21 protein-coding genes and 1 pseudogene are annotated in these 21558 nt (G+C 49.9%); 3 read left to right on the top strand and 19 right to left on the bottom strand.

All coding sequences use genetic code 11. From position 1 onward, the window contains the following. Positions 1-38: 38 nt before the first annotated feature. From GON22_RS08900 to pdhA, 7 genes are all read right to left on the bottom strand, one after another. Complete coding sequence (locus tag GON22_RS08900) at positions 39-524, bottom strand: dihydrofolate reductase (RefSeq protein WP_160395758.1); 486 nt, start codon at positions 522-524, stop codon at positions 39-41. A gap of 42 nt (positions 525-566) precedes the next feature. Continuing rightward, positions 567-1523 carry a thymidylate synthase gene (locus GON22_RS08895; protein WP_160395757.1) on the bottom strand — a complete coding sequence of 319 codons (957 nt, stop codon included), beginning with the start codon at positions 1521-1523 and terminating at the stop codon, positions 567-569. Between the two features lie 105 nt (positions 1524-1628). Next, positions 1629-2159 carry an acyl-CoA thioesterase gene (locus GON22_RS08890; protein WP_237179081.1) on the bottom strand — a complete coding sequence of 177 codons (531 nt, stop codon included), beginning with the start codon at positions 2157-2159 and terminating at the stop codon, positions 1629-1631. Positions 2160-2286: 127 nt separating this feature from the next. Beyond that, entirely contained in the window at positions 2287-3702 is a 1416-nt protein-coding gene (gene lpdA / locus GON22_RS08885; protein ID WP_160395756.1) for a dihydrolipoyl dehydrogenase, read from the bottom strand. A 5-nt stretch (positions 3703-3707) separates the two neighbouring features. Then, positions 3708-5012, bottom strand: coding sequence for a 2-oxo acid dehydrogenase subunit E2 (locus GON22_RS08880; RefSeq protein WP_160395755.1), 1305 nt, complete (start codon positions 5010-5012; stop codon positions 3708-3710). Between the two features lie 77 nt (positions 5013-5089). Then, positions 5090-6067 (bottom strand): alpha-ketoacid dehydrogenase subunit beta, encoded by a 978-nt coding sequence (locus GON22_RS08875; protein WP_160395754.1) that lies wholly within the window; start codon positions 6065-6067, stop codon positions 5090-5092. A 34-nt stretch (positions 6068-6101) separates the two neighbouring features. Continuing rightward, entirely contained in the window at positions 6102-7172 is a 1071-nt protein-coding gene (gene pdhA / locus GON22_RS08870) for a pyruvate dehydrogenase (acetyl-transferring) E1 component subunit alpha (protein ID WP_442954367.1), read from the bottom strand. Between the two features lie 291 nt (positions 7173-7463). Between pdhA and GON22_RS08865 the strand changes: the two genes are divergently transcribed. Beyond that, complete coding sequence (locus GON22_RS08865) at positions 7464-8198, top strand: alpha/beta hydrolase (protein WP_160395752.1); 735 nt, start codon at positions 7464-7466, stop codon at positions 8196-8198. A gap of 79 nt (positions 8199-8277) precedes the next feature. On the opposite strand, the gene GON22_RS08860 is transcribed toward GON22_RS08865, so the two are convergent. Further along, on the bottom strand, positions 8278-8754 hold the full coding sequence (locus GON22_RS08860) for a low molecular weight protein-tyrosine-phosphatase (protein WP_160395751.1): 477 nt from the start codon (positions 8752-8754) through the stop codon (positions 8278-8280). 209 nt (positions 8755-8963) lie between these two features. Beyond that, a pseudogene (locus tag GON22_RS08855) lies at positions 8964-9575 on the bottom strand (trimeric intracellular cation channel family protein); the annotation flags it as partial. Positions 9576-9766: 191 nt separating this feature from the next. Between GON22_RS08855 and GON22_RS08850 the strand changes: the two are divergent. Then, the gene (locus tag GON22_RS08850; protein ID WP_160395750.1) at positions 9767-10414 is read left to right on the top strand and encodes a thiamine diphosphokinase; all 648 of its coding nucleotides are present in this window, start codon (positions 9767-9769) and stop codon (positions 10412-10414) included. 87 nt (positions 10415-10501) lie between these two features. Here the strand turns inward: GON22_RS08850 and GON22_RS08845 are convergent, their stop codons facing one another. Beyond that, positions 10502-11278, bottom strand: coding sequence for an MBL fold metallo-hydrolase (locus GON22_RS08845; RefSeq protein ID WP_160395749.1), 777 nt, complete (start codon positions 11276-11278; stop codon positions 10502-10504). Between the two features lie 186 nt (positions 11279-11464). Between GON22_RS08845 and GON22_RS08840 the strand changes: the two genes are divergently transcribed. After that, on the top strand, positions 11465-11956 hold the full coding sequence (locus tag GON22_RS08840) for a C40 family peptidase (RefSeq protein ID WP_160395748.1): 492 nt from the start codon (positions 11465-11467) through the stop codon (positions 11954-11956). Positions 11957-12085: 129 nt separating this feature from the next. On the opposite strand, the gene GON22_RS08835 is transcribed toward GON22_RS08840, so the two are convergent. From GON22_RS08835 to GON22_RS08795, 9 genes are all read right to left on the bottom strand, one after another. Next, a complete protein-coding gene (locus GON22_RS08835) occupies positions 12086-13444 on the bottom strand; it encodes a HAMP domain-containing sensor histidine kinase (protein WP_160395747.1) in 1359 nt (452 codons plus the stop codon). Then, the gene (locus tag GON22_RS08830) at positions 13441-14139 is read right to left on the bottom strand and encodes a response regulator transcription factor (RefSeq protein WP_006036793.1); all 699 of its coding nucleotides are present in this window, start codon (positions 14137-14139) and stop codon (positions 13441-13443) included. Before GON22_RS08830 ends, GON22_RS08835 begins: the two co-directional genes overlap by 4 nt. Before the next feature lie 137 nt (positions 14140-14276). After that, the gene (locus GON22_RS08825) at positions 14277-15830 is read right to left on the bottom strand and encodes an ABC-F family ATP-binding cassette domain-containing protein (protein ID WP_160395746.1); all 1554 of its coding nucleotides are present in this window, start codon (positions 15828-15830) and stop codon (positions 14277-14279) included. A gap of 128 nt (positions 15831-15958) precedes the next feature. Further along, on the bottom strand, positions 15959-17491 hold the full coding sequence (locus GON22_RS08820) for a serine/threonine protein kinase (RefSeq protein WP_160395745.1): 1533 nt from the start codon (positions 17489-17491) through the stop codon (positions 15959-15961). A gap of 145 nt (positions 17492-17636) precedes the next feature. Next, positions 17637-18686: an SAM-dependent methyltransferase gene (locus GON22_RS08815; RefSeq protein WP_160395744.1), complete on the bottom strand. Its 1050-nt coding sequence runs from the start codon at positions 18684-18686 to the stop codon at positions 17637-17639. Beyond that, on the bottom strand, positions 18683-19471 hold the full coding sequence (locus tag GON22_RS08810; protein ID WP_160395743.1) for an ABC transporter ATP-binding protein: 789 nt from the start codon (positions 19469-19471) through the stop codon (positions 18683-18685). The genes GON22_RS08815 and GON22_RS08810 overlap by 4 nt, the downstream gene beginning before the upstream one ends. A 56-nt stretch (positions 19472-19527) precedes the next feature. Then, entirely contained in the window at positions 19528-19872 is a 345-nt protein-coding gene (locus GON22_RS08805; RefSeq protein WP_160395742.1) for a cyclic-phosphate processing receiver domain-containing protein, read from the bottom strand. Continuing rightward, positions 19869-20705: a deoxyribonuclease IV gene (locus GON22_RS08800; protein WP_160395741.1), complete on the bottom strand. Its 837-nt coding sequence runs from the start codon at positions 20703-20705 to the stop codon at positions 19869-19871. The genes GON22_RS08805 and GON22_RS08800 overlap by 4 nt, the downstream gene beginning before the upstream one ends. 4 nt (positions 20706-20709) lie before the next feature. Then, positions 20710-21525: an Fpg/Nei family DNA glycosylase gene (locus tag GON22_RS08795; protein WP_160395740.1), complete on the bottom strand. Its 816-nt coding sequence runs from the start codon at positions 21523-21525 to the stop codon at positions 20710-20712. Positions 21526-21558 lie beyond the last annotated feature (33 nt).

The raw sequence follows: 21558 nt of genomic DNA, 5'->3' as shown, positions 1-21558 counted from the left end.
AAACACCTTCATTGCTTGTCCACAACAATGTTCGTCATTTACACCCTTTTATAGGTTAGGAACCTATAATCGTACGTGTTTTTCTCATCTCGAACGCCTTCGCGTGACTCGACAAGGCTCCAATTGTTCCATTCTATGTCTGGGAAAAAGGCATCCGTACCAACAAATGATGCATCGATTTCCGTAACAAGCAACTTATCTGCATAAGGGATAAATTGGCTATATATTTCTGATCCGCCAATAATAACTATTTCTTCTTCGTGCTGCAACTGCTCCAGCACTTCTTCAATGGAAGAAAACGTCTCAGCCCCATTCAACTGCAAGCCAGCAGTGCGAGTCAAGACGACGTTTCGCCGATTCGGCAATGCCTTCGGAAACGATTCGAATGTCTTGCGGCCCATAACGACCGTTTTGCCTGTTGTATAGGCTTTAAAAAACGCCATATCTGCTGGCAGCCGCCATGGTATTCGATTCTCAATGCCAATTGCACGATTGCGGTCCATAGCCCAAATCATCGATATCATGTTTGCTTATGCCTCCCCTCGTTGCGGCCTGCTTCCTCAAAATTAAACCGCAACCGGTGCCTTTATTGTTGGGTGAGGATCATAGCCTTCGACTGCGATATCGTTAACTTCCGCTTCAAACACGGACATCCAATCACCTGAAATGACCAATTTAGGCAGTTCCTTAGCTGTGCGAGCCAACTGCTCTTGAATTTGGTCTAGATGATTCGTGTAAATGTGGGCATCGCCAAGCGTATGAACGAACTCCCCTACCGCAAGTCCACATTCTCGCGCAATTAAATGCGTTAATAAAGCATAGCTCGCAATATTAAACGGTATGCCTAGGAAAATATCCGCACTTCGCTGATAAAGCTGGCATGACAGCTTGCCGTCCGCTACATAAAACTGGAACAGCGTATGGCAAGGCGGCAGCGCCATGAGCGGAATATCCTCTGGATTCCAAGCAGAGACGATAAGCCTTCGGGAATCCGGGTTGCGCTTGATCATTTCAATCACATCTTTTAATTGATCCAGCGTGTCGCCTTTGGTTGTCTGCCAAGCACGCCACTGTTTGCCGTATACGTCGCCCAATTCGCCAAATCGTGCCGCGAACGCGTCGTCGCTTAGCACTAGCGCCTTAAACCGATCCATTTGTTCATTATAGCTTATTGCAAAATCTTCGTCCTTCTGGGAACGCAAGCCGAAATCCGTCATATCAGGGCCTTCATAAGCAGAGCTTTCCACCCAGCGCTTAAACGCCCACTCGTTCCAAATGTTATTGTTATGCTGGAGCAAGTAACGGATGTTCGTGTCACCCTTCATAAACCAAAGCAGCTCGCTAACGATCAGCCGAAAAGGAATGCGCTTCGTCGTCAGCAGCGGAAACCCTTCATTCAAATCAAAACGCATCTGATAACCGAATGTGGAAATTGTCCCGGTGCCCGTTCGGTCATCTTTACGCGTACCTTTGTCCAGTACATGCTGAAGCAAATTTAAGTATTCATTTTCATTTTGGCTCAATTCATCATACCCCGTTTGTCTAAGCGATCTGTTACGTCGTTTGGACTCTAATTCGAACGATACTATTGTATCATAAAAAGCAAAAATGACGACATATTATGCACATTATATGCTTCGTTTTCGTTCTTCCATACGCTTGCTTCTCTGGGCATAACGGTCTGCAGCCGCGTGATGCAATTGAAGCTCTTCTGTCGACTCTGGAATAACACCAGGCACCCGTGTTGGACGCCCTTCATCATTCAAAGCAACAAAAATAAAGAATGCGGTTGCGGACGTAACCTTATGCCCAGTTCGCAGGTTTTCCGACTGTGCGCTAACATATACCTCCATGGAGCTGCGGTGCGTCCATGTAACAAAGGACTCTACTGTGATGACCTCGCCTAGTCGAATCGGCTCTACGAAATCAATATGATCTGTCGAAGCAGTGACAACTGGGCATCTCGAATGCCTCATTGCCGATATTGCCGCCACTTTATCCATATACTCCATCACTTTGCCGCCAAACATCGTTCCAAGATGATTCGTGTCAGAAGGGAATACGATATCGGTAATGATGGCACGGGATTCGCTTATGCGTTTCATCGCGGGAGGCATATCATCAAAAATTGAGTCAGAATCACGTGTAATGTCAGCCATTAACCTGCACTCCTTCAACCACTTAAGGAAATATTGACGTGTCGCCATTAGTATATGCCAAAATGCGACAAAAAGAGGCCAACGGCATAAATACCGTTGGCCTCTTCGGCGTGAACGAAGCGTCCGATTACTTAACGAACGTGTGGATCGGATGGCCGAGTGCAACCTCAGCAGCATCCAATACGATCTCGCCAAGCGTTGGATGTGCATGGATCGTCAGGGCGATATCTTCAAGTGTAGCGCCCATCTCGATTGCCAGAGCGATCTCAGCGATCATGTTTGATGCTTCAATACCAACGATTTGGGCACCAAGCACGAGACCATTATCTTTATCCGATACGATCTTCACGAAGCCTTCTGCACCGTTAAGCGACAGGGCACGGCCATTTGCTGCGAACGGGAATTTGCCCGCTTTAACGTTGTGGCCTTTTTCTTTCGCTTCTTTTTCCGAGTAGCCAACGCTTGCGCATTCTGGATCGGAGAAAGCAACTGCTGGGATACATTTATAATCAACTACGCTAGGCAAGCCGGAAATCGACTCTGCTGCTACGCGTCCTTCGTACATCGCTTTGTGAGCGAGCGCTGCGCCTGGTACGATATCTCCGATTGCATAGATGTGTGGAATGTTCGTACGTCCTTGGTTGTCGACTTTTACGAGACCGCGGTCTGTCAGTTCAACACCGATCAAGTCCAACCCAAGCTCGCCATCCGTGTTCGGGCGGCGGCCAACCGTTACGAGCAAGTAATCAGCAACAACGGATTCCTCTTTGTCGCCTACCGTATACGTAACCGTTACGCTGTCAGCCGATTGCTCAGCCGATTTCGCTTGTGCACCAGTAACGATGTTTACATCTTTTGCTTTCAGCTTCTTCGCTACGATGTTCGACATATCTTTGTCAAAGCCCGGCATGATTGCGTCCGCGCCTTCAATGATTGTAACCTTCGTGCCGAATTTGCTGTACATTTGGCCAAGCTCGATGCCGATGTAGCCGCCGCCGATAACGACGAGGCTTTTCGGAATTTCTGGCAGCGACAGTGCTTCAGTCGAAGACACGATGCGTCCGCCATAAGGGAATGCTTTCAGCTCGATCGGGCGGGAGCCCGTCGCGATGATGCAGTTTTTGAAGCGGTAACGAGGCGCTTCTTGGTCGTTGAATACACGAGCTTCGTTCGTGTTGATGAACATGACTTCGCCGTTGAAGTATTCAACTTTATTTGCTTTAAGCAGCGATGCAACGCCGCTCGTCAGCTTTTTGGTAACTCCGTTTTTGAACTCTTGTACTTTGCTCCAGTCAACTTTCACGTCGCCAACCGTGATGCCGAACGATTCGCCGTGCGAAGCAGCTTCGTATTGATGAGCAGCAGAGATGAGTGCTTTGGAAGGAATACAGCCAACATTCAAGCAAACGCCGCCGACTGTAGCTTTCTCTACACACAGAACGGATTGACCGAGTTGCGCTGCACGAATAGCTGCTACGTAACCGCCAGGTCCTGCGCCAATGACTAATGTATCGATATCGAGTGAAGCGTCTCCTACTACCATATCCGTTACACCTCCATGATGAACAGTTCAGGCTGTGCCAACAACTGTTTAATGTAGTTCAAGAAGTTTTGCGCCGTTGCGCCATCGATGAGACGGTGGTCGAAGCTGAGCGACAATGCCATAACAGGTGCCGCTACGATTTCGCCGTTTTTCACGACAGCTTTCTCCGAAATGCGTCCCGTGCCGAGAATTGCAACTTCTGGGAAGTTGATAACCGGCGTGAAGAACATGCCGCCTGCCGATCCGATGTTCGTAATCGTGATCGTGCTGCCACGCATTTCGTTTGGTGCTAGCTTGCCATCGCGTCCGCGTACAGCGAGATCGCTAATGCTGCTTGCAACCTTGTAGATATTTTTACGGTCTGCATCCTCGATAACTGGAACGATAAGGCCGTTCTCCGTATCCGTTGCGATACCGATGTTGTAGTATTTGCGAAGCACGATTTCTTGCGATGCCTCGTCGAGTGTTGCGTTCATAATCGGGAACTCACGGCATGCCGCTACCAATGCTTTCACGATGAAAGGCAAGTAAGTGAGCTTAACGCCTTTTTTCTCTGCGAATGGCTTGTATTTAGCACGAAGCGCTACGAGCTCCGTTACGTCTACTTCATCCATAAGCGTTACGTGAGGAGCTGTGTACATCGACTTGGACATAGCGTTCGCAATCGCTTTGCGGATGCCTTTGAATGGAAGGCGCTCTTCCGGACGATGTGCGGAACCTGCTGCCACTGGAGCAGCTGGCTTGTCTTGCGATGCTGCAGGAGCCGACGCATCTTGTGCAGGCGCTTCAGTTGCAACAACAGCTGCCGCTGGAGCAGCGCCGCCTGAAGCAAATGCATCGATGTCTTCACGCGTTACTTTGCCGTTCTTGCCGGAGCCAGCAACCGTTGTAATGTCGATTCCTTTCTCACGGGCATACTTGCGAACGCTTGGCGTTGCCAACACGAGTGCTGCGCTTGCTTGCGGAGCTGGCGCAGACGCCGGTGCTGCAGCTGGTGCTGCTACAGGCGCTGCAGCTGCAGGAGCTGGTGCACTCTCTTCTGCTACAGTTGCGCCTTCTGGAAGCTCGCCCTCTACGTCAATAACTGCCACAACTTCGCCAATGTGGCAAACTTGGCCGTCTTTCACGAGCACTTCCAACACTTTGCCTTCTACTGGACAAGGCACTTCAACAATCGCCTTGTCATTTTGCACTTCCATAATGATGCTCTCGTCATTTACCGCGTCGCCTGGCTTAATGTGCATTTTGACAATTTCGCCCTCATGCAGACCTTCGCCTAGCTCCGGGAACCGATATTCGAATTTAGCCACCCGAATGCATCCTCCCTCTGTTCTCTCTATGCGTCCCGATCGTTCATCGCAGCAGCGTCTATTAGATCGATAGAATATTAAAAGTTCAGTACTTGTTTTGCTGCTTTGACGACGCGCTCAGGCGACGGCAACCAAGCATCTTCGATTTGCGCGAATGGGTATACGGTATCCGGACCCGCTACACGAAGCACAGGAGCTTCGAGATGCAAAATCGCTTTTTCGTTAATTTGCGCAATAACTTCAGCGGCAACGCCCGAAGTTTTTTGTGCTTCTTGAACGACGATTGCACGGTTCGTTTTTTGGATCGACTTCACGAGTGTGTCAATGTCGAGCGGAAGCAGCGTACGAAGGTCGATTACTTCTGCTTCGATGCCTTCTTTAGCCAGCTCATCAGCTGCTTTCTTCGCCGTGTGCACCATCATGCCATAAGCGATGATCGTAACGTCTTTGCCTTCACGAACGACGTTAGCTTTGCCGATTTCAATCGTATAATCGCCTTCTGGCACTTCGTCACGGAATGCACGGTACAGGTTCAAGTGCTCCATGAAGAAGACAGGGTCATTGTCACGAATCGCGGAGATCATCAGGCCTTTTGCATCGTATGGATTCGAAGGCACGATAACTTTAATGCCTGGCGTTTGGATAGCCAAGCCTTCGAGCGAGTCCGTGTGCAGCTCAGCCGCTTTAACGCCGCCGCCGAAAGGCGTACGGAATACGATTGGCGAGTTGTAACGGCCGCCGGAGCGGTAACGCATGCGGGCAGCTTGTACAAACATTTGGTCGAGTGCTTCGTAGATGAAGCCAACGAATTGGATTTCAGCAATTGGACGGAAACCTTGCGTACCCATGCCAACTGCCATGCCAGCGATTGCGGATTCAGCGAGCGGCGTATCGAATACGCGCTCCTCGCCGAATTCCTCTTGCAATCCTTCTGTTACACGAAATACACCGCCGACCTTACCGACGTCCTCACCAAAAATAAGAACGTTCGAGTCTTGTTTCAATTCCACGCGCATCGCATCGCGGAGCGCCTCTAACATATTCATTTGAGCCATGATCGTTGGGATCCTCCTTCAGCGCAATTTGAAATTATTGAAAATCAGCCTTCTGTTCTTCCAGATGCTGTGGTGTTTTCTCGAACATCGTATCGATCAGACCAGGAACGGTCATTTTTTCGGTTTGTTCTGCTTTTTTGATATGCTCGTTTACCGTTGCTTTAGCCTCTTCTTTGACACGATTCGTGTCTTCTTCCGTCCAGAGGCCTTTCGCTTCCAAGTATTTGCCGAAGCGTACGAGCGGATCGCGTGGCGCCCAATCGTTCTCTTCGTCCTTTGTACGGTATTTCGTCGTGTCATCAGCCAACGAGTGCGGACGGTAGCGGTAAGTGATCAGTTCGATCAACGTTGCGCCTTCACCATTGCGGCCGCGTTCAGCTGCTTCAGACACTGCTTTGTAAACGGCAAGTGGATCCATGCCATCAACTTGAACGCCTTTGATGCCTGCAGCGACTGCCTTGTGGGCAACTGACAATGCAGCCGTTTGTTTCGCGTAAGGCGTCGTGATTGCATAACCGTTATTTTGAACGACGAAGATCGCTGGCAGCTTGAATGCACCAGCAAAGTTAAGCGCTTCGTAGAAATCGCCCTCGGAGGAACCGCCGTCACCTGTATAAGTGATTGCAACGTTCTTCTGGCCTTTCTTCTTGAACGCCATTGCGACGCCCATTGCATGAAGCACTTGTGCGCCGATGATGATTTGTGGCATCAGAACGTTAACGTCCTGTGGAATTTGTCCGCCATGCTGATGGCCGCGGGAGTACAGGAACGCTTGGTACAGCGGAAGGCCGTGCCATACGAGCTGCGGCATGTCGCGGTAGCCAGGGCAGATGAAATCTTCTTTATTCAGCGCATATTCGCTGCATACCATCGATGCTTCTTGGCCGGATACCGGTGCATAGAAGCCCAGGCGGCCTTGGCGACCGAGGTTAACAGCACGCTCATCCCACGTACGGGTAAATACCATGCGATACATGATCTCTTTCAATTGGTCATCGGACAGGTTTGGCACCAGCTCCGGGTTGACGATCTCGCCTTCCGGCGACAAAATGGCCAACGGTTGAACAGGTTCGGACTGAACTTCATAAGACGGTTGTTTAGTCACCACTTTGCTCATCGTGAACGCTCACCTCGTAATAATATTTGAATATCGTTTGCCTCTGTTATAGAATTATTATAAACCTGTTTAAAGAAAATGGTCAAAGCAAAAAACATAAAACCCGCGGTTTTTTCATGTTTTGGGCGAATTTTTAAAGATATTGTATATGTAACAGGTCATTAAACCTAGTGATACAGAATAGTACAACATTCCGTATTTAGGCATACACAGCCTGTTCTTCCTCCCTATTGTTTTCCCACGTTCAAAGGTTCTCATGCAATCCGAAAGGAGAAAGAAATGATGGATAACCAATATTTAAAACGTACAATTAATAAAGAAGTGGTTTCAAGCCAGTATTTGCCCGAGGGGGAACGCAAGCTTCGCGTATTTTTGCCGCCTGGTTACAATGAAGTGCTGAGCTACCCCGTCGTTTATTGCCAGGATGGCGAAGACTTTTTCAATTTTGGCCGCGTCGCTACGATTTCCAATCAATTAATGATCGATGAGGGCATCGAGCCCTTTATCGTCGTTGGCGTCGATGTTGACAAAACCGTTCGATCTGCAGAATATTCACCCGATGGCGAGCTGCATGCCAATTACGTGCGTTTTTTTGCCGAAGAGCTTATTCCATTCGTGGAGTCCAAATATCCCGTTCGCCGCAATCCAGACGACCGTTTATTAGCAGGCGATTCCCTTGGGGGAACTGTTTCTGTCCATATTGCATTAACCTATCCCCAACTGTTCAATCGTGTATTGTCGTTATCCGGTGCGTTCTATCCCGCTTCCCGCAACATTATTGCATCGCAAGCTGATTTATCCTGGCTTGACCTGTATATGACGATTGGGTTGCAGGAAAATGCATTCGAGACCGACCGTGGCATCTATGATTTCGTTGCACTTAACCGCAACGCCCGCAAGCTGTTCGAAGAACGCGGGGCTAAGGTCGTTTATCATGAACGTGACGGCAAACATACATGGGGCTTCTGGCAAAAGGATTTGCCGGCTTCTCTCGCCTATTTCCTAGATCGATAAAACCTGTAACAGCAAAAAAGAGCCCGCTTGAGACATTCGTCTTAAGCAGGCTCTTCTTTTAATATTTGCTTACTTATGCCTACAACGCTTGGCGAATCTGCTCTAGCAGCCTATCGCAACCCGTTGATACAAGCTCGTACACCTCTTCGAAATTTCCGGTGTAATACGGATCCGGCACATCAGACAGTCCAGCCTCAGGCACCAAATCAAGCAGCTTAAACATCTTCGCTTCTCCAGCCGAATCGCCCACTGCCCGGCGAATCTCGTCCATATTGCGCTCATTGCTGGAATCCATGCATACGATGTAATCAAACTCCGAGAAATCATCGTTGCGCACTTGCCGGGCCCGCATTCCTTCGAATGAGATGCCACGCTCGGTTAGCAGATTTCTCGTTCCCTCATGCGGAGGCTTGCCGATATGCCAGTCACCTGTTCCAGCCGAATCGATTATGATGCTAGCCGCAAGCCCTGCTTCTTCAACTTTGCGCCGAAAAACAGCTTCTGCCATTGGGGAACGGCAAATGTTTCCCAAACAAACGAATAATACGCGTTTCATCGATTCCACCAACCTCTCTTTCTTGAACCGCCGCCTGGCTCACCCGCTGCAGCTACCACTGCCGATACCCGTGCTTCCGATGTACGGGTTCTCGTTGATGGTTGTTCTGGCAGTGAATCAGTTGTCCCTGATTCTGCTTGGGCATGCTGTTGTGCTTGTGCCATCGCATGCGCTTCCGGCAGCTCATACACAGACTGCGAGAATGCATGTTTTAAAGATCGGCGCGGCAACCGCCATCGGTAATGGACCGATAGCATGCGCAGCACAATGATAATGACGAAGAGCAACAGCAGTTCGAACGTCGACTCCGACCATTTCCATGCGATGCATAGCCCCGCAGCCATTGCCCATACTGCATAGATCTCATCCTGCAAGACAAGCGGCTTCCGGCCAGCTAATACATCACGAATAATGCCCCCGCCAATGCCAGTCAGCATAGCTGCAACTAATACTGCACTAAGCGGGTGTCCCATATGTGTCGCGTACAGCGCGCCTTGGATGGCGAATGCGGATAATCCAATCGCATCAAAAAACGCTTCGCTCCTCCGCCATCTTTGCAGCCAGGAAACAGGTAAAAGGAATGCGACCGTCATCGCTATAAGTGCGATTTTGAGCAAGGTGCCCTGATTCCATAACGATGTAACCGGCATGCCGATCAACAAGTTACGAATGACGCCTCCCCCGAATGCCGTTACGAGCCCGAGAACGAACACGCCTAAAATATCATATTCCTCTTCCATCGCTACAATCGCGCCGCTGACTGCGAATGCAATCGTTCCGATAATGCTGAACACGCCAAAAATGTCCACTCGCCTATTCATTGCCTCCGATTCTGTTCGACCGGTTCCACCTGACCGGTGTCGTCCAAAATTCATTGTAATCCCGGCAACGCATAAGCGCAAGACGACAATTTATCGCAAAATAACTGGACAAGTATGGAGATTTAAAATGGCTCAGGGTATACTGTCGAAAGGCTATTACATGTAAACGGTTAAATCGGAGGATCATCGATATGGCAGCATCTTATATTACTATCGTAACTGGCGGTTCGATCGGCGATTGGGCGCACCCTTTTCTAGCGGAAGCAGACTACCGCATTGGAGCAGACCGCGGAGCACAGTACATTGTCGAGCATGGCTATAAGCTGGATCAGGCGCTTGGCGATTTTGACTCCATCAATCCAGAAGCAATGAATAGCATTCTAGCGAGCGGTGCATTGGTTCAACAGTTCGATGCCATTGATAAGGATTATACGGATACGGAATTGGCGGTGAGGCACGCTCTCCAGCGCCACCCCAACCGAATCGTTCTAGTTGGTGCACTTGGCACACGATTTGACCATATGCTTGCCAATGTCCATCTGCTGAAGCTCATGACGGATGCGGGCGTCGAAGCCATAATAGAAGACCGCTACAATACGATTCGATTGCTTCAGCCCGGCGTGTCAATGACAGTCAACAGAGGCAGGCATAACCAAGTGTCTCTTCTGCCGTTATCGCAAGAGGTGCAAGGAATTACGTTGCTGGGCTTCCAATATCCATTAACGAACGCCACGCTTACAATCGGCCAGTCGCTTGGCATTAGCAACGTGCTTGAGGCAAGCGAAGGAACCATTCAAATTACGCATGGGTTACTCCTTGTCATTGAAAGCCACGACTAGCGGATCAAGATGTAGCAATTATTGCAGCATACAAAAGCGCCAATCAGGTTTGAGCATGTAGCTCATTTCCGATTGGCGCTTTTTGGCTCACACCTCGATCTGCATGCCTGTCCTAGCAAACCACACTTGTTCTGGCAGCCCATAGTTGCGCCGAAGGTCAATATCATGCGACATATGGGTAAAACAGGTCCTAATCGGCCGTAAATCTTTTATAAGCTCCAACGCTTCCTTCACATCATACAGCGAACGTGTTGAGAACTCGTAGGGCTCTTCATAAAAGCTCGTGCCTAGAATGAGCAAATCCAGCCCGTAAAGCGGCTTGAGTTGTTCTTCGGTCAATGCGATAGCGTCGGAACAATAGGCCCAGGCTTTCCCCGTTACACGATGGTCGAATCGAAACGCGTAGGAGTAGCCGTTTTTGCCATGGCATACTTTCCAAGCGTGAACGGTCCAATCGCCAATGGTTAGGCCCTCATCTAATGGATGGAATGTGATCTGCCCCCCGAGCCAAGGGAATCGGTTCAAAATCTCCTCGATCACCTCGCTTGGCGCATGCGCCTCTCCTTTTCGCCCAAGCCAGCGGCAAGCATCCGCCCACTCCACAAGCCCACCGATATGATCGAAGTGGGCATGCGTGATCAGAATGCGATCAGGGAAGCGCTGTCCCGCTGCTTCCACTTGTTTGCCCCAATCGGGGCCGCAGTCAATCCATGTATGGCCAAACGCCTTATCCTCTATTCGAAGGGAAGAACGATAACGCCGATTTTCACCGCTTTCCCGTGCTTCCTGGCACACTTCACAATCACAATAAACGCGCGGAACCCCCATAGAATCTCCTGTTCCAGCAAACGTTAATAAAGTCATCTAGGATTCCCCTCTCGCTGCTCTCATTATTGTCATGTTACCATGAGAATTTTCTCACGCAACTCTAATAAAGGCGCTTAATCCGTTACACCGCCGAAGGTTACGCTTTCCGTGGGAATCTTTATGCAATTATTGCTGTGTTATAGTTATCCCATCAGATGCTGAAGATAACATTGGAGGGACATCATGAACATACAGACGAAACGATGGATGAAAAAAATAGTCGGCACGACGCTGTGCGCAGTGATCAGCCTTTCGGCGCTTACCTTCGGATCTACCGGGCAAGCATCAGCAGCAACACCAGAAGCAGAAGAGGTTTTGTCCACTGGCCAAACATACCTAGGCGTTCCTTATCGATTCGGAGCTCCAAGCGGCGTCACTTACGCTTTCGATTGCTCTTCTTTTACGCAGTACATATTCAAGGAAAATGGCATTTCCATCCCACGTACAACGACAGAACAAGCTGAAGAAGGAACAAAGGTCGGTAAAGCTTATTTGAGCAAAGGCGATCTCATCTTCTTTGCTACATCTGGCGGCTCGAAAATCTCGCATGTCGCGATCTATGCAGGGGACCGTAAAATCTTGCACGCATCCAGCAGTGCAGGCGTCACGCTATCGAACATTGACTCCACCTATTGGAAAAAAAGCTACATTACTGCACGCCGTGTCATTAAGTAATCCGATCGGAAATGCATATTCACATTAAGGGATCACCTCATGCTAGGTGTTCTTTTTTTTGCGCCAAAAAAAGCCCATCCTGCTACCGAAGACCGCAATTGGATCCGAGTTAGCAAAATGAGCCTTAGCCTATAAACGCCGGAAAGGAAACTGCAGCATAATGGTCGTACCGCGTTCTGGCTTGCTAATTACTTCAATCTGGCCATCATGAAGATCAACAATTCGCTTCGCAATTGACAATCCAAGGCCGACACCGCCAGTTGAACGGCTTCTAGCGCCATCTACCCGATAGAACCGTTCAAACAGATATGGAATTTCATTTTCCGGGATACCTATCCCTTTATCCGTCACGTACAGCCGTACGGTTTGCTTAACGGAACTAACCGTAACGTCGATTGATTCTTTACTGTACTTAATTGCATTATCAATAAGTATGACGAGCAACTGGCGGATTTTGTCCCGGTCACCATTCATTCTCACGCTTCCGGTAACGGCATTCACACGAATCGTCCGGCCGAACGTCACATGCATCATTTCCGCTAGCTCGTCTACGATTGGAACAAGGTCAAATGACTCGACATTCAGCCAATCCTCTTGCTCCGCATCCGCAAGCGTCAGCATCGATTTGGTCAAGTTTTGCAGCCGCTCTACTTCTCGGGCAATCGATTCAATCGCTTCGTCTCGTACTGCTGCGTCGTCACGCCCCCAGCGCTTCAGCATGCCTGCATAGCTTCCTATGACAGTTAAAGGCGTCTTCAATTCATGGGAAGCATCCGCTACGAACTGCTTTTGGCGGGCAAATGTGCGATCCAGGCGCTCAATCATCTGGTTGAACGCACGCACAAGCTGCTGCATTTCTGCCGAATCGTCCTCCGGTTTGGATTCAATCTTTCGCAGCTTGCCGCTGCGGTCAATCTCCCGCATCGTCGAAACCATCTGCTGAATCGGAGAGGTAAGCCTTGAGGTAAACCAATAGGTGCCGAATATCGCGAACAAAATCGCGCCAGCACTCGTAACCGCAAGTGCGACGACGAGTATTTGCAGGTACGTATCAAGCGAATTAAGCCTTCGCATAATTTCAAGGCTTCCGACCAGGTCATGGCCATCGTATAACGGAACTCGCATATATAATACGCGTTTGCCGGCGATTGTCATTAGTCCCGAATCATGCGTGCGATAGAACATAGGCTGCTGGGCTTTCAATTCTTGGTCCGAGCCTTCCTCATTCAGAATAGCGCCTGAAGGCGCAACGATGCGGATAAGCTCATTCACATTATAAAAGTCATCCAACAAGCTCGGGTTATCATACGACTCAACCTTCTGTGGATGGGTATTCTCAAGCAGCAGCTTCACTTTATCGGTGAGCGACTGCTCCTCGCTGCGCGTCGTAATGTTAATCACGAATAGGTAAACGAAAATATTAAACAACAACAAGATGAAAATAATCCAAAAAATCGTAAATAGCGTATACCGCTTGCGAAGCGTCATCCGTTAGGCTCCTTCAACATATAGCCCACGCCCCGAACGGTATGAATCAGCTTATAGCGGAACCCTTTATCGAGCTTTTGGCGCAAATACCGGATATACACGTCAACCAAATTCGTTTCGCCAATAAAATCGTATCCCCATACTTCCGACAATATATCTTCACGCGATTTCTCTTCGTTTTTATGCTCAGCCAAATAAACAAGCAGCTCAAACTCGCGCGGCGTCAAATCAACTGCCAGCTCTTTACGGAATACTTTGCGCGTGCGCAGCTCAACGGTTAGATCGCCGACCTTGATTAGGTCAGCACCCTCAACTTCCTTCGTATGCTGCGCAAAAATACGCAAGATGTTCCGTACGCGGGCCAGCAGCTCTTCCATCGCAAAGGGCTTGGTCACGTAATCGCTTGCTCCATGCTCGAAGCCGCTCACTTTATCTGGAACTGTATCACGCGCTGTCAATAAAATAACGGGAACGGTATTGCCTCCTTGCCGCAATCGCCTTAGCACCTCAATGCCGTTCAAGCCCGGGAGCATTACATCGAGCAACACCAAATCCCATTCACCCGATTGAGCCATTTCTAGCCCTTTTCGACCGTCCTCAGCCACGCCCACTGTGTAGCTTTCGTGCTCCAGTTCAAGCTGCAATACGCGAGAGATTCCTTCTTCGTCTTCGATGACTAGAATTCGTTCGTTCAATGAAGTTTCACCTGCTTTCTGCTAGAAGAACGCAGCAACCTGCGGCCGCTGCGTTCACCGGATAACATTGCTTTTGTACCAATCAATTCGCGTGCAGCTGGGCACTGTCCAATTAGTATGGGTTTTTATTGCACTTATTAGTTCATCTGCATGGACCAGGACTCAACATCCCACGTTTTCGTTACCCAATCCTCATAGAAATCAGGTTCATGGGATACGAGAATAACGGTTCCTTTGAATTCCTTAAGCGCCCGCTTCAATTCTGCCTTCGCCACAACGTCCAAGTGGTTCGTCGGTTCGTCGAACAGAATCCAGTTGCTCTCGCGCATCATAAGTTTGCATAAGCGAACTTTAGCCTGCTCACCACCGCTAAGCTGGTTCAACGCACGTGTAATATGTTCGTTTTTCAACCCGCAGCGGGCAAGCGCCGCGCGAACCTCATGCTGATTGAGGCTAGAGAACTCGTTCCAAACATCATCCAGCGGTGTCATCGTAGGAGCTTTCATCTCTTGGGCAAAATACGCTGGGTGAAGGAAATCTCCACGATACGTCTTGCCGTCCAGCGGCTCGATTACACCGAGAATCGTCTTCAGCAGCGTCGACTTGCCGACGCCGTTGCAGCCAACAATTGCAACTTTATCACCACGTTCGATGAGCACGTCCATCTTCGGAAGAAGCGGACGGTCATAGCCGATGCTGAGGCCTTTTGCCTCGAATACCGTCTTGCCGCTCGTGCGTGCTTCTTTGAATTGGAACGTAGGTTTCTGCGCTTCTTCAGGGCGATCAATTCTTTCGATGCGGTCAAGCTGCTTCTCACGGCTCTTCGCACGGCCTGACGTCGAATAACGCGCTTTATTGCGCTGAATAAAGTCCTCTTGTTTCTTTATAAACTCTTGCTGCTTTTCGTACGCATCAATATGCTGATTTTTATTAATGTCAGCCATCTGCATGAACTTCTCGTAGTTGCCTGTATAGCGCGTCATACGTGCAAATTCCAGATGGTAAACAACATCTACGACCTGATTCATGAAGCTAGTTTCATGGGAAATCAAGATGAAAGCGTACGGGTAAGATTTCAAATATTCCGTCAACCACGTAATATGCTCTTCATCCAAGTAGTTGGTAGGCTCATCAAGGAGCAATACCGTCGGCTTCTCAAGAAGCAGCTTAGCAAGCAATACTTTCGTACGTTGTCCGCCACTAAGTGCTGCAACGTCACGTTCCAAGCCGATAGCGTTTAAGCCAAGGCCGTTCGCCATCTCTTCGACTTTCACGTCAAGCATGTAGAAATCGCCGATTTCCAGCTCTTCTTGAATCTCGCCCATACGCTCAAGCAGTTTCTCGAGCGTGTCGGGATCAGCATCAGCCATCTGGTTAGCAATATCGTTAAGCTCTTTCTCTGCTTCCAGCAAAGGCAGGTAGGCATCCTTGAGCACGTCGCGAATCGTTTTGCCAGGCGTCAGCTTGGTATGCTGGTCCAAATAGCCATAACGAACGCGCGGCGTCCACTCTACCCGGCCGCTGTCTTTGAGAAGCGAGCCAGTCAAAATATTCATTAATGTCGATTTGCCCGTGCCGTTCGCGCCAACAAGGCCAACATGCTCACCCGCCAACAGGCGGAACGATACGTTTTTGAACAGCGTGCGATCACCAAATGTATGCGATAACTCTTCAACAGTCAATAAACTCATGAAAAATACTCCGTTCTGCTATTTAAGTGTAAGGCGTCGAATCCGATGTTCGCGCCGGAATTATTGTACCATATCGGAACAACGTTGTGGATAACCAAATGCCGTGGCGCCCGACATTTACCGCTGTTTTACGACAGAAAGGACCGGACGGAGCGCTTTTTCGAGCCCTCTAGCGTACGCAGGAACGTCGGTCGGCCATCGCCCATCCCATAACATTTGCAGCCATTCGCATTGGCCAATAACAGGCATGATGCAGGCGGCTCTGGAAAAAGGGAAAGCCACTCGTTGCGTTGAGCGAAAGCAGCATCTTTATTCGCAATCCAGAGCACGCTTGCTCCATCCGCTTTTGCTTCATTCAATGATTTGTATAGCTTGCGTAAGCGAATAGCCGACCATTTGGCCGGAATCGGATCCGCCACAACAATAATGGCAGAAGCTCTTGCCACCCAAGTGCAGCCATGCTGTTCCATCCATCCGCATGATAAATCTAATAGCACGGTCCGTCCCGCCGCTTGTTCAACGAGCAGCCGGAACCCTTCATCTCCATCCGCTCTTGACGGCGATTGTTCAGCATTCAGGCTATACCAATCGATGTACTGCTGTTCCAACCGAAAATATCGCCCATCCACCGTTTCGCTCACACGAGCCCCACTTGCCGCTCTCCCTTGCAGCCATGCATGCCATTCAGGCGCTTGTCCAGCATGTTCAATAGCGGATACGGCAGCTCCGGCATGCCCGAGCAATCTTGCTAATGTCATCGTAATAAACGTAGATCCTGCGCCAGGAGCAACCGACAATACTACAGAAAGCCCGGTTATGCGGCCATTAGCCATCGAATCGCCAAGCATTCGACTGAACGAACGGCCCGCTGGCACAATACCGGAAATTGCTTCTTCCACTTGGCGCATGTTTGCATAACGGAGGGAAGGATTCTCCTGCAGCATCCGCCCGATAATGCCCAAAAATGATAATGGCACATCGATGTTCAGCCGGGTCGAATCCAATGCATGCGGGTCTGACGAAACATATGGCCTTCCTCCGCTAATCAGGAAGAACATAAGCGCTCCAAGCCCATAAATATCCGTCCGCTCATCGCTTTGCATCCCGCCTTCCTGCTCCGGTGCAGCAAATCCAGGCGTGCCTAATTGCAGCGTATCCCGCTGGCGCCCTGCCTTATACAGCCTAGCAATGCCAAAATCAATCAGGCGAACATGCCCGTTCTCATCGATCATAACATTGGACGGCTTTAAATCCCGATGTATGATCTGAGGCGATTGTTCATGAAGGTAGCTTAGCGCATCGCAAAGCTGGAGACCGATCGAAACGGCTTGGCCAAATGGCAAACGCCCGCCGATCCGCTTCATTCTTTCGGCTGCCGTAATGCCATGTACATAATCCATCACTAGTATTTCTACGCCATTGCTATCCGGCGGAAAATAATCAACGATTTGCGGCAAATTCGGATGGTTAAGCCGCATAAGCAACCGGGCTTCCTCCGCACATTGTTCGTAGTCCTCATTATGCCTGCTTGCTGCTTTCACAGCACGCAGCTTTCCTTGCAGCCGCAAGTCCTCTGCCGCATATACCGTTCCCATGCCGCCTTTCCCAATCTCGCCAGCAATCCGGTAACGCCCTCCAATGAGCTGACCTGTCGATAACATCGAATCCACCTCGTTCATCCCCTTTGCATGAAAATAAAAAATCCCGGCCGAAGGCACATTCGCGCCTCCAACCGGGATGCTTTCCCTGTCAGTGATTATTCGTTACTTGCTATTATATCTGTTAAATTCATAATTGAAAAGATACTTATCGTTTGGTCATGAACAGCGTAATTTCTTCTCGGTTATGAAAAAGCTGTTTTGCCCGGTGTACGATAAAGTCTGATTCTAATTTAGCGATAACATCGCGAATCGTCTGCAATGGCTTCTTATGCATTAGCTTGATCGTTACGATTCCCGTTGCGCCATGGGTTAACGCATCCGTTAATTCCATCACAAGCTTCACCATCTGCATCGGGCTCCAGCTCATGTCGCAGACGAGCAGGTCAAACGAATTCGGCTTGAATTTCACTTCAGAAGCGTTGCGCTTCAAATAAGTGAGCTTCGGGTGGCGCACGATGGAGGGATGTAACGCTGCTGGATCAATTGCGGTTACTGACACGCCACGTTCAAGCAGCAACGACGTCCATCCGCCGGGCGCAGCCCCAATGTCCAAAGCCTCGCGGTACTGCGTATAATCCAAACCAAAAGCGCGTTCCGCTTCAACTAATTTGAACTTCGCGCGCGAAATCTGCCCATCTTCCCGATGAAAACGGATGGCTCCGCCTGGCCAATCGGACATAAGCTCATCAGGCGTACCCATTCCTATGTAAAGGCGGTCTTTCACTGCATAGACCGACACGATACGTTGCGGCTCCTGCTGTTCCGGCATTGCGCCAACATCCCGCAACGCTGCATCTATAGCATGCTTCACCTCACTAATCGAAGAAGCAAACACACATCCATCCGTTCGGCGAACATGCACGGCAATTCGTTGTTCGCGTAGCTGTGGCTCAGCTAGCCTTACCTGTTCGGAAAGCCAGGCCAGCGCATCGATAGGTCCATCCTCTGTTAGCTCCAACAACCCATCAACAGCCTGAATATGCCTCAAAAAAATAGGCGGATTCGTTTGGATTTGCTGCAGCGTCTCTTCTCGATCGAGCGGGCTTTCAATAAGAAATGTTTCGCCCGGCGCAAGCACCCTTACGGCCGCCCCTTCGACCGTTCGGCGAACTTCCTCCATCGCCAACGGGGCGTACCCTTGATTTGATGTTCCGATCCACTGCGTAAACGCAGCGCCTTGTGCTTCTGCGCTCACTCGGATGCTCCCTTCTCTACTGGTTGAACCCGAATCCAAGGCCTGCCGTGATGCCAGTCGACCTCGATTGGCAAATGATAAGCAGCACTCAACACCTCGGGCTTCAACACCTCTTCTTTTGTTCCCGCTGCAATAATGGATCCATTATGAACGAGTGCTACATGCGTAAACAGAGGAACAATCTCTTCAATATGATGCGTAACATAAATGACTGTAATATCGCGTTTGCGCAACTGGTCTAGATCAACGAGCAGTTTTTCCCGCTCATAGAGGTCAAGTCCAGCGCACGGCTCGTCCATAATTAATAGCTTCGGATCTTGCATTAATGCTCTTGCAAGCATCACTTTTTTGCGTTCCCCTTGCGAAAGTGTTGAGAGCGCTTGGTCCGCCGTATGGAGCAGGCCTACTTCGTCTAGCAAAGCCCTCGCTTTCGTCTTCACCTCATCCGGAATGTCCTGGTAGAAACGAAGGAACGCATACTCCCCCGTAGCAACAACCTCCCAGACCGGATCACGCAGCGTCAATTTCTCAATGAGCGATTGCGAAATATACCCGATTTGCTTCCGCACTTCGCGGACATCAACCGTACCATATCGATTTCCCAGAACATCTACAGTGCCTGAAGTTGGAAATTGATAGGCCGTAATAAATTCTAACAGCGTCGTCTTGCCTGAGCCATTGCGACCCAGCACGACCCATTGCTCGCCTTTGTTCACATCAAAATTAACGCCGTTAAGAATGATGCGCTCATCGCGCTTAAACGTTACGTCGCGCAAATGGATCAATCGTTCTCCTCCTTCCCTTGCCATAGGCGATTTGGGCTGCTCGAAATTCTATTAGCCTAACTGCCCGAGGCTTGTCTAGCTACCCGCTCACGCACTTCATCTGGCATCGGCCCATAATGCAGCTCTACGTGAGACGGCGCATGCTGAGACAGCAAGCGATACATTTGCATACGACCCGCTTCGCTGGACGTGTGCAAATATACCTCTTGCGGATAAACGCTGTGCTCTGTCATGAAGTGAACGATCGCCAATCCGGTTGGCTGATCATAACCCAAATCAAAATCCAGGGACAGGATATCAACTTCCATATTGGCAATTAGCAAGATCGCTTCTTCCGCATTACGCGCAAGCAGAAAGCCTGCCGGGCATGCGCGATAATCGTCAACATAAATATGCCTCAATTTAGCGCCCCCCACTCCAACATGAGCTGTAACTGCAGTTGATGTGTACCCACGCCGTTCGTAGGCGTCTCTAACACGAAAGGGATGCCGTTTAATTCAGGCACACGAAGCAGCCATTGCAATCCTTCTGAACTGATTTCCCCTTGGCCAATTGCGGCATGGCGGTCTTTGCGCGAGCCAGAAGGATACATGCAATCATTAAAATGAACGGCTGCAATATGGTCGAGCACACCCGTGCTTCTTGCTGTCTCTAACCATTGCGCGCCAGCGTCGCCATTCCAAACCCCGCTTGCGAACAAGTGGCAGGAATCAAGGCAATAAGCAATACTTTCGGGCTTTTGGCATAGGGAGCGTATCGTTGCTAGCTCCTCAAACGTCGTCCCCATCGGCGCATGGTCGCCAGCTTGATTTTCAATTAGCAGCTTGGCTTTCCCGCTCCAGCGCGCTGTCACTTCATCCAAGCATGCAATGATGTTACGGTAACCGACGAGCGGGTCAGGCCCTTTGTAAATGCCAAAATGAACGACGACGCCAAGCGACCCGCATGTCTCCGCGATCTCAAGATCATTTAATAACGAATCAACCGTACGGCTGCGCTGCGCCAAATCTGCCGTTGCTAAGTTCGTAGGGTACGGCGTATGGGCGATGGATAACAGATCATGCTGCGCGCAATACGCGGAACATCGCTCTGCATCTGCACGATCGAACGGTTTAACTGATAATGACCGGGGATTTTTCGGAAAATATTGATAAGACCTTGCCCCGACCGCTTGCGCCTTTACAGCCGCAGCCCGATACCCGCCCCTCGTACTTACATGACAGCCTTGGCGCATCGCGTTACGCCTCCGGTTGGCAAGCCGGGCAATAGAACACTTTTTTCGAAGATACTTCGGCTTGTATGATGGCAGTCCCGCATTGCGTGCATGGCTCGCCGCCACGGTCATAAACACGGCACAGTGCATTAAAACCGCCCGTTAATGTATCGCCTTGGTAAAAGGGGCCTTCCATGTAACCGCCACTTGCAGTCGCTTCGCGAAGCACCGATTGCATGGCGCGATACAGCCGTTCCCAATCTTCGTCTTTAAGCGCAGGAATCTTAATGCCCGGACGTACCGAAGCAACGAAACAGATCTCATCCGCATAGCAGTTCCCGATCCCTGCAATGGTATGTTGGTCAACCAGCGATGATTTCAGCGCACCGCGTTTTCCTTTGAACAGCTGCTTAAACTTCTCAACAGTTAGCCGAGGGTCTAGCGGCTCAGGACCCAGTTCTTCGAACCGCTCGATCGCTTCCTTCGCCGTCAGCAGATGCACATATCCAAGCCTCAGCCCGATGCCGAACAGCTTATGCGTTCCAAATGATAGCTCCACTTGCACCGTTCGATCCGGCCGATCCGCATCATCCCCATAATAGAGAGAACCGCCAAGCATAAGATGGATAATAAGCCGACGGCCATCATCTAAGTGCAGCAGCAAATGTTTGCCTCGGCGTTCAACGAACCAGACAACACGGCCCACTAATGCTTGTACAAAAGCATCGGGTTCTAAATTGACCGTTTTCTCGCGTGTTACGGAAGCTCCGGTAATCGTTCTACCGGCAATTCGTTCCGACAGCATATTACGATAGGTTTCCATTTCCGGCAATTCCGGCATCCGTCCTCTTCCTTCCTGTCCATACGTTTCCTT

Source organism: Paenibacillus sp. MMS18-CY102, from assembly GCF_009789195.1.
GTDB lineage: Bacteria > Bacillota > Bacilli > Paenibacillales > Paenibacillaceae > Paenibacillus_T.
This window is presented reverse-complemented; position numbering and strand designations above follow the sequence as displayed.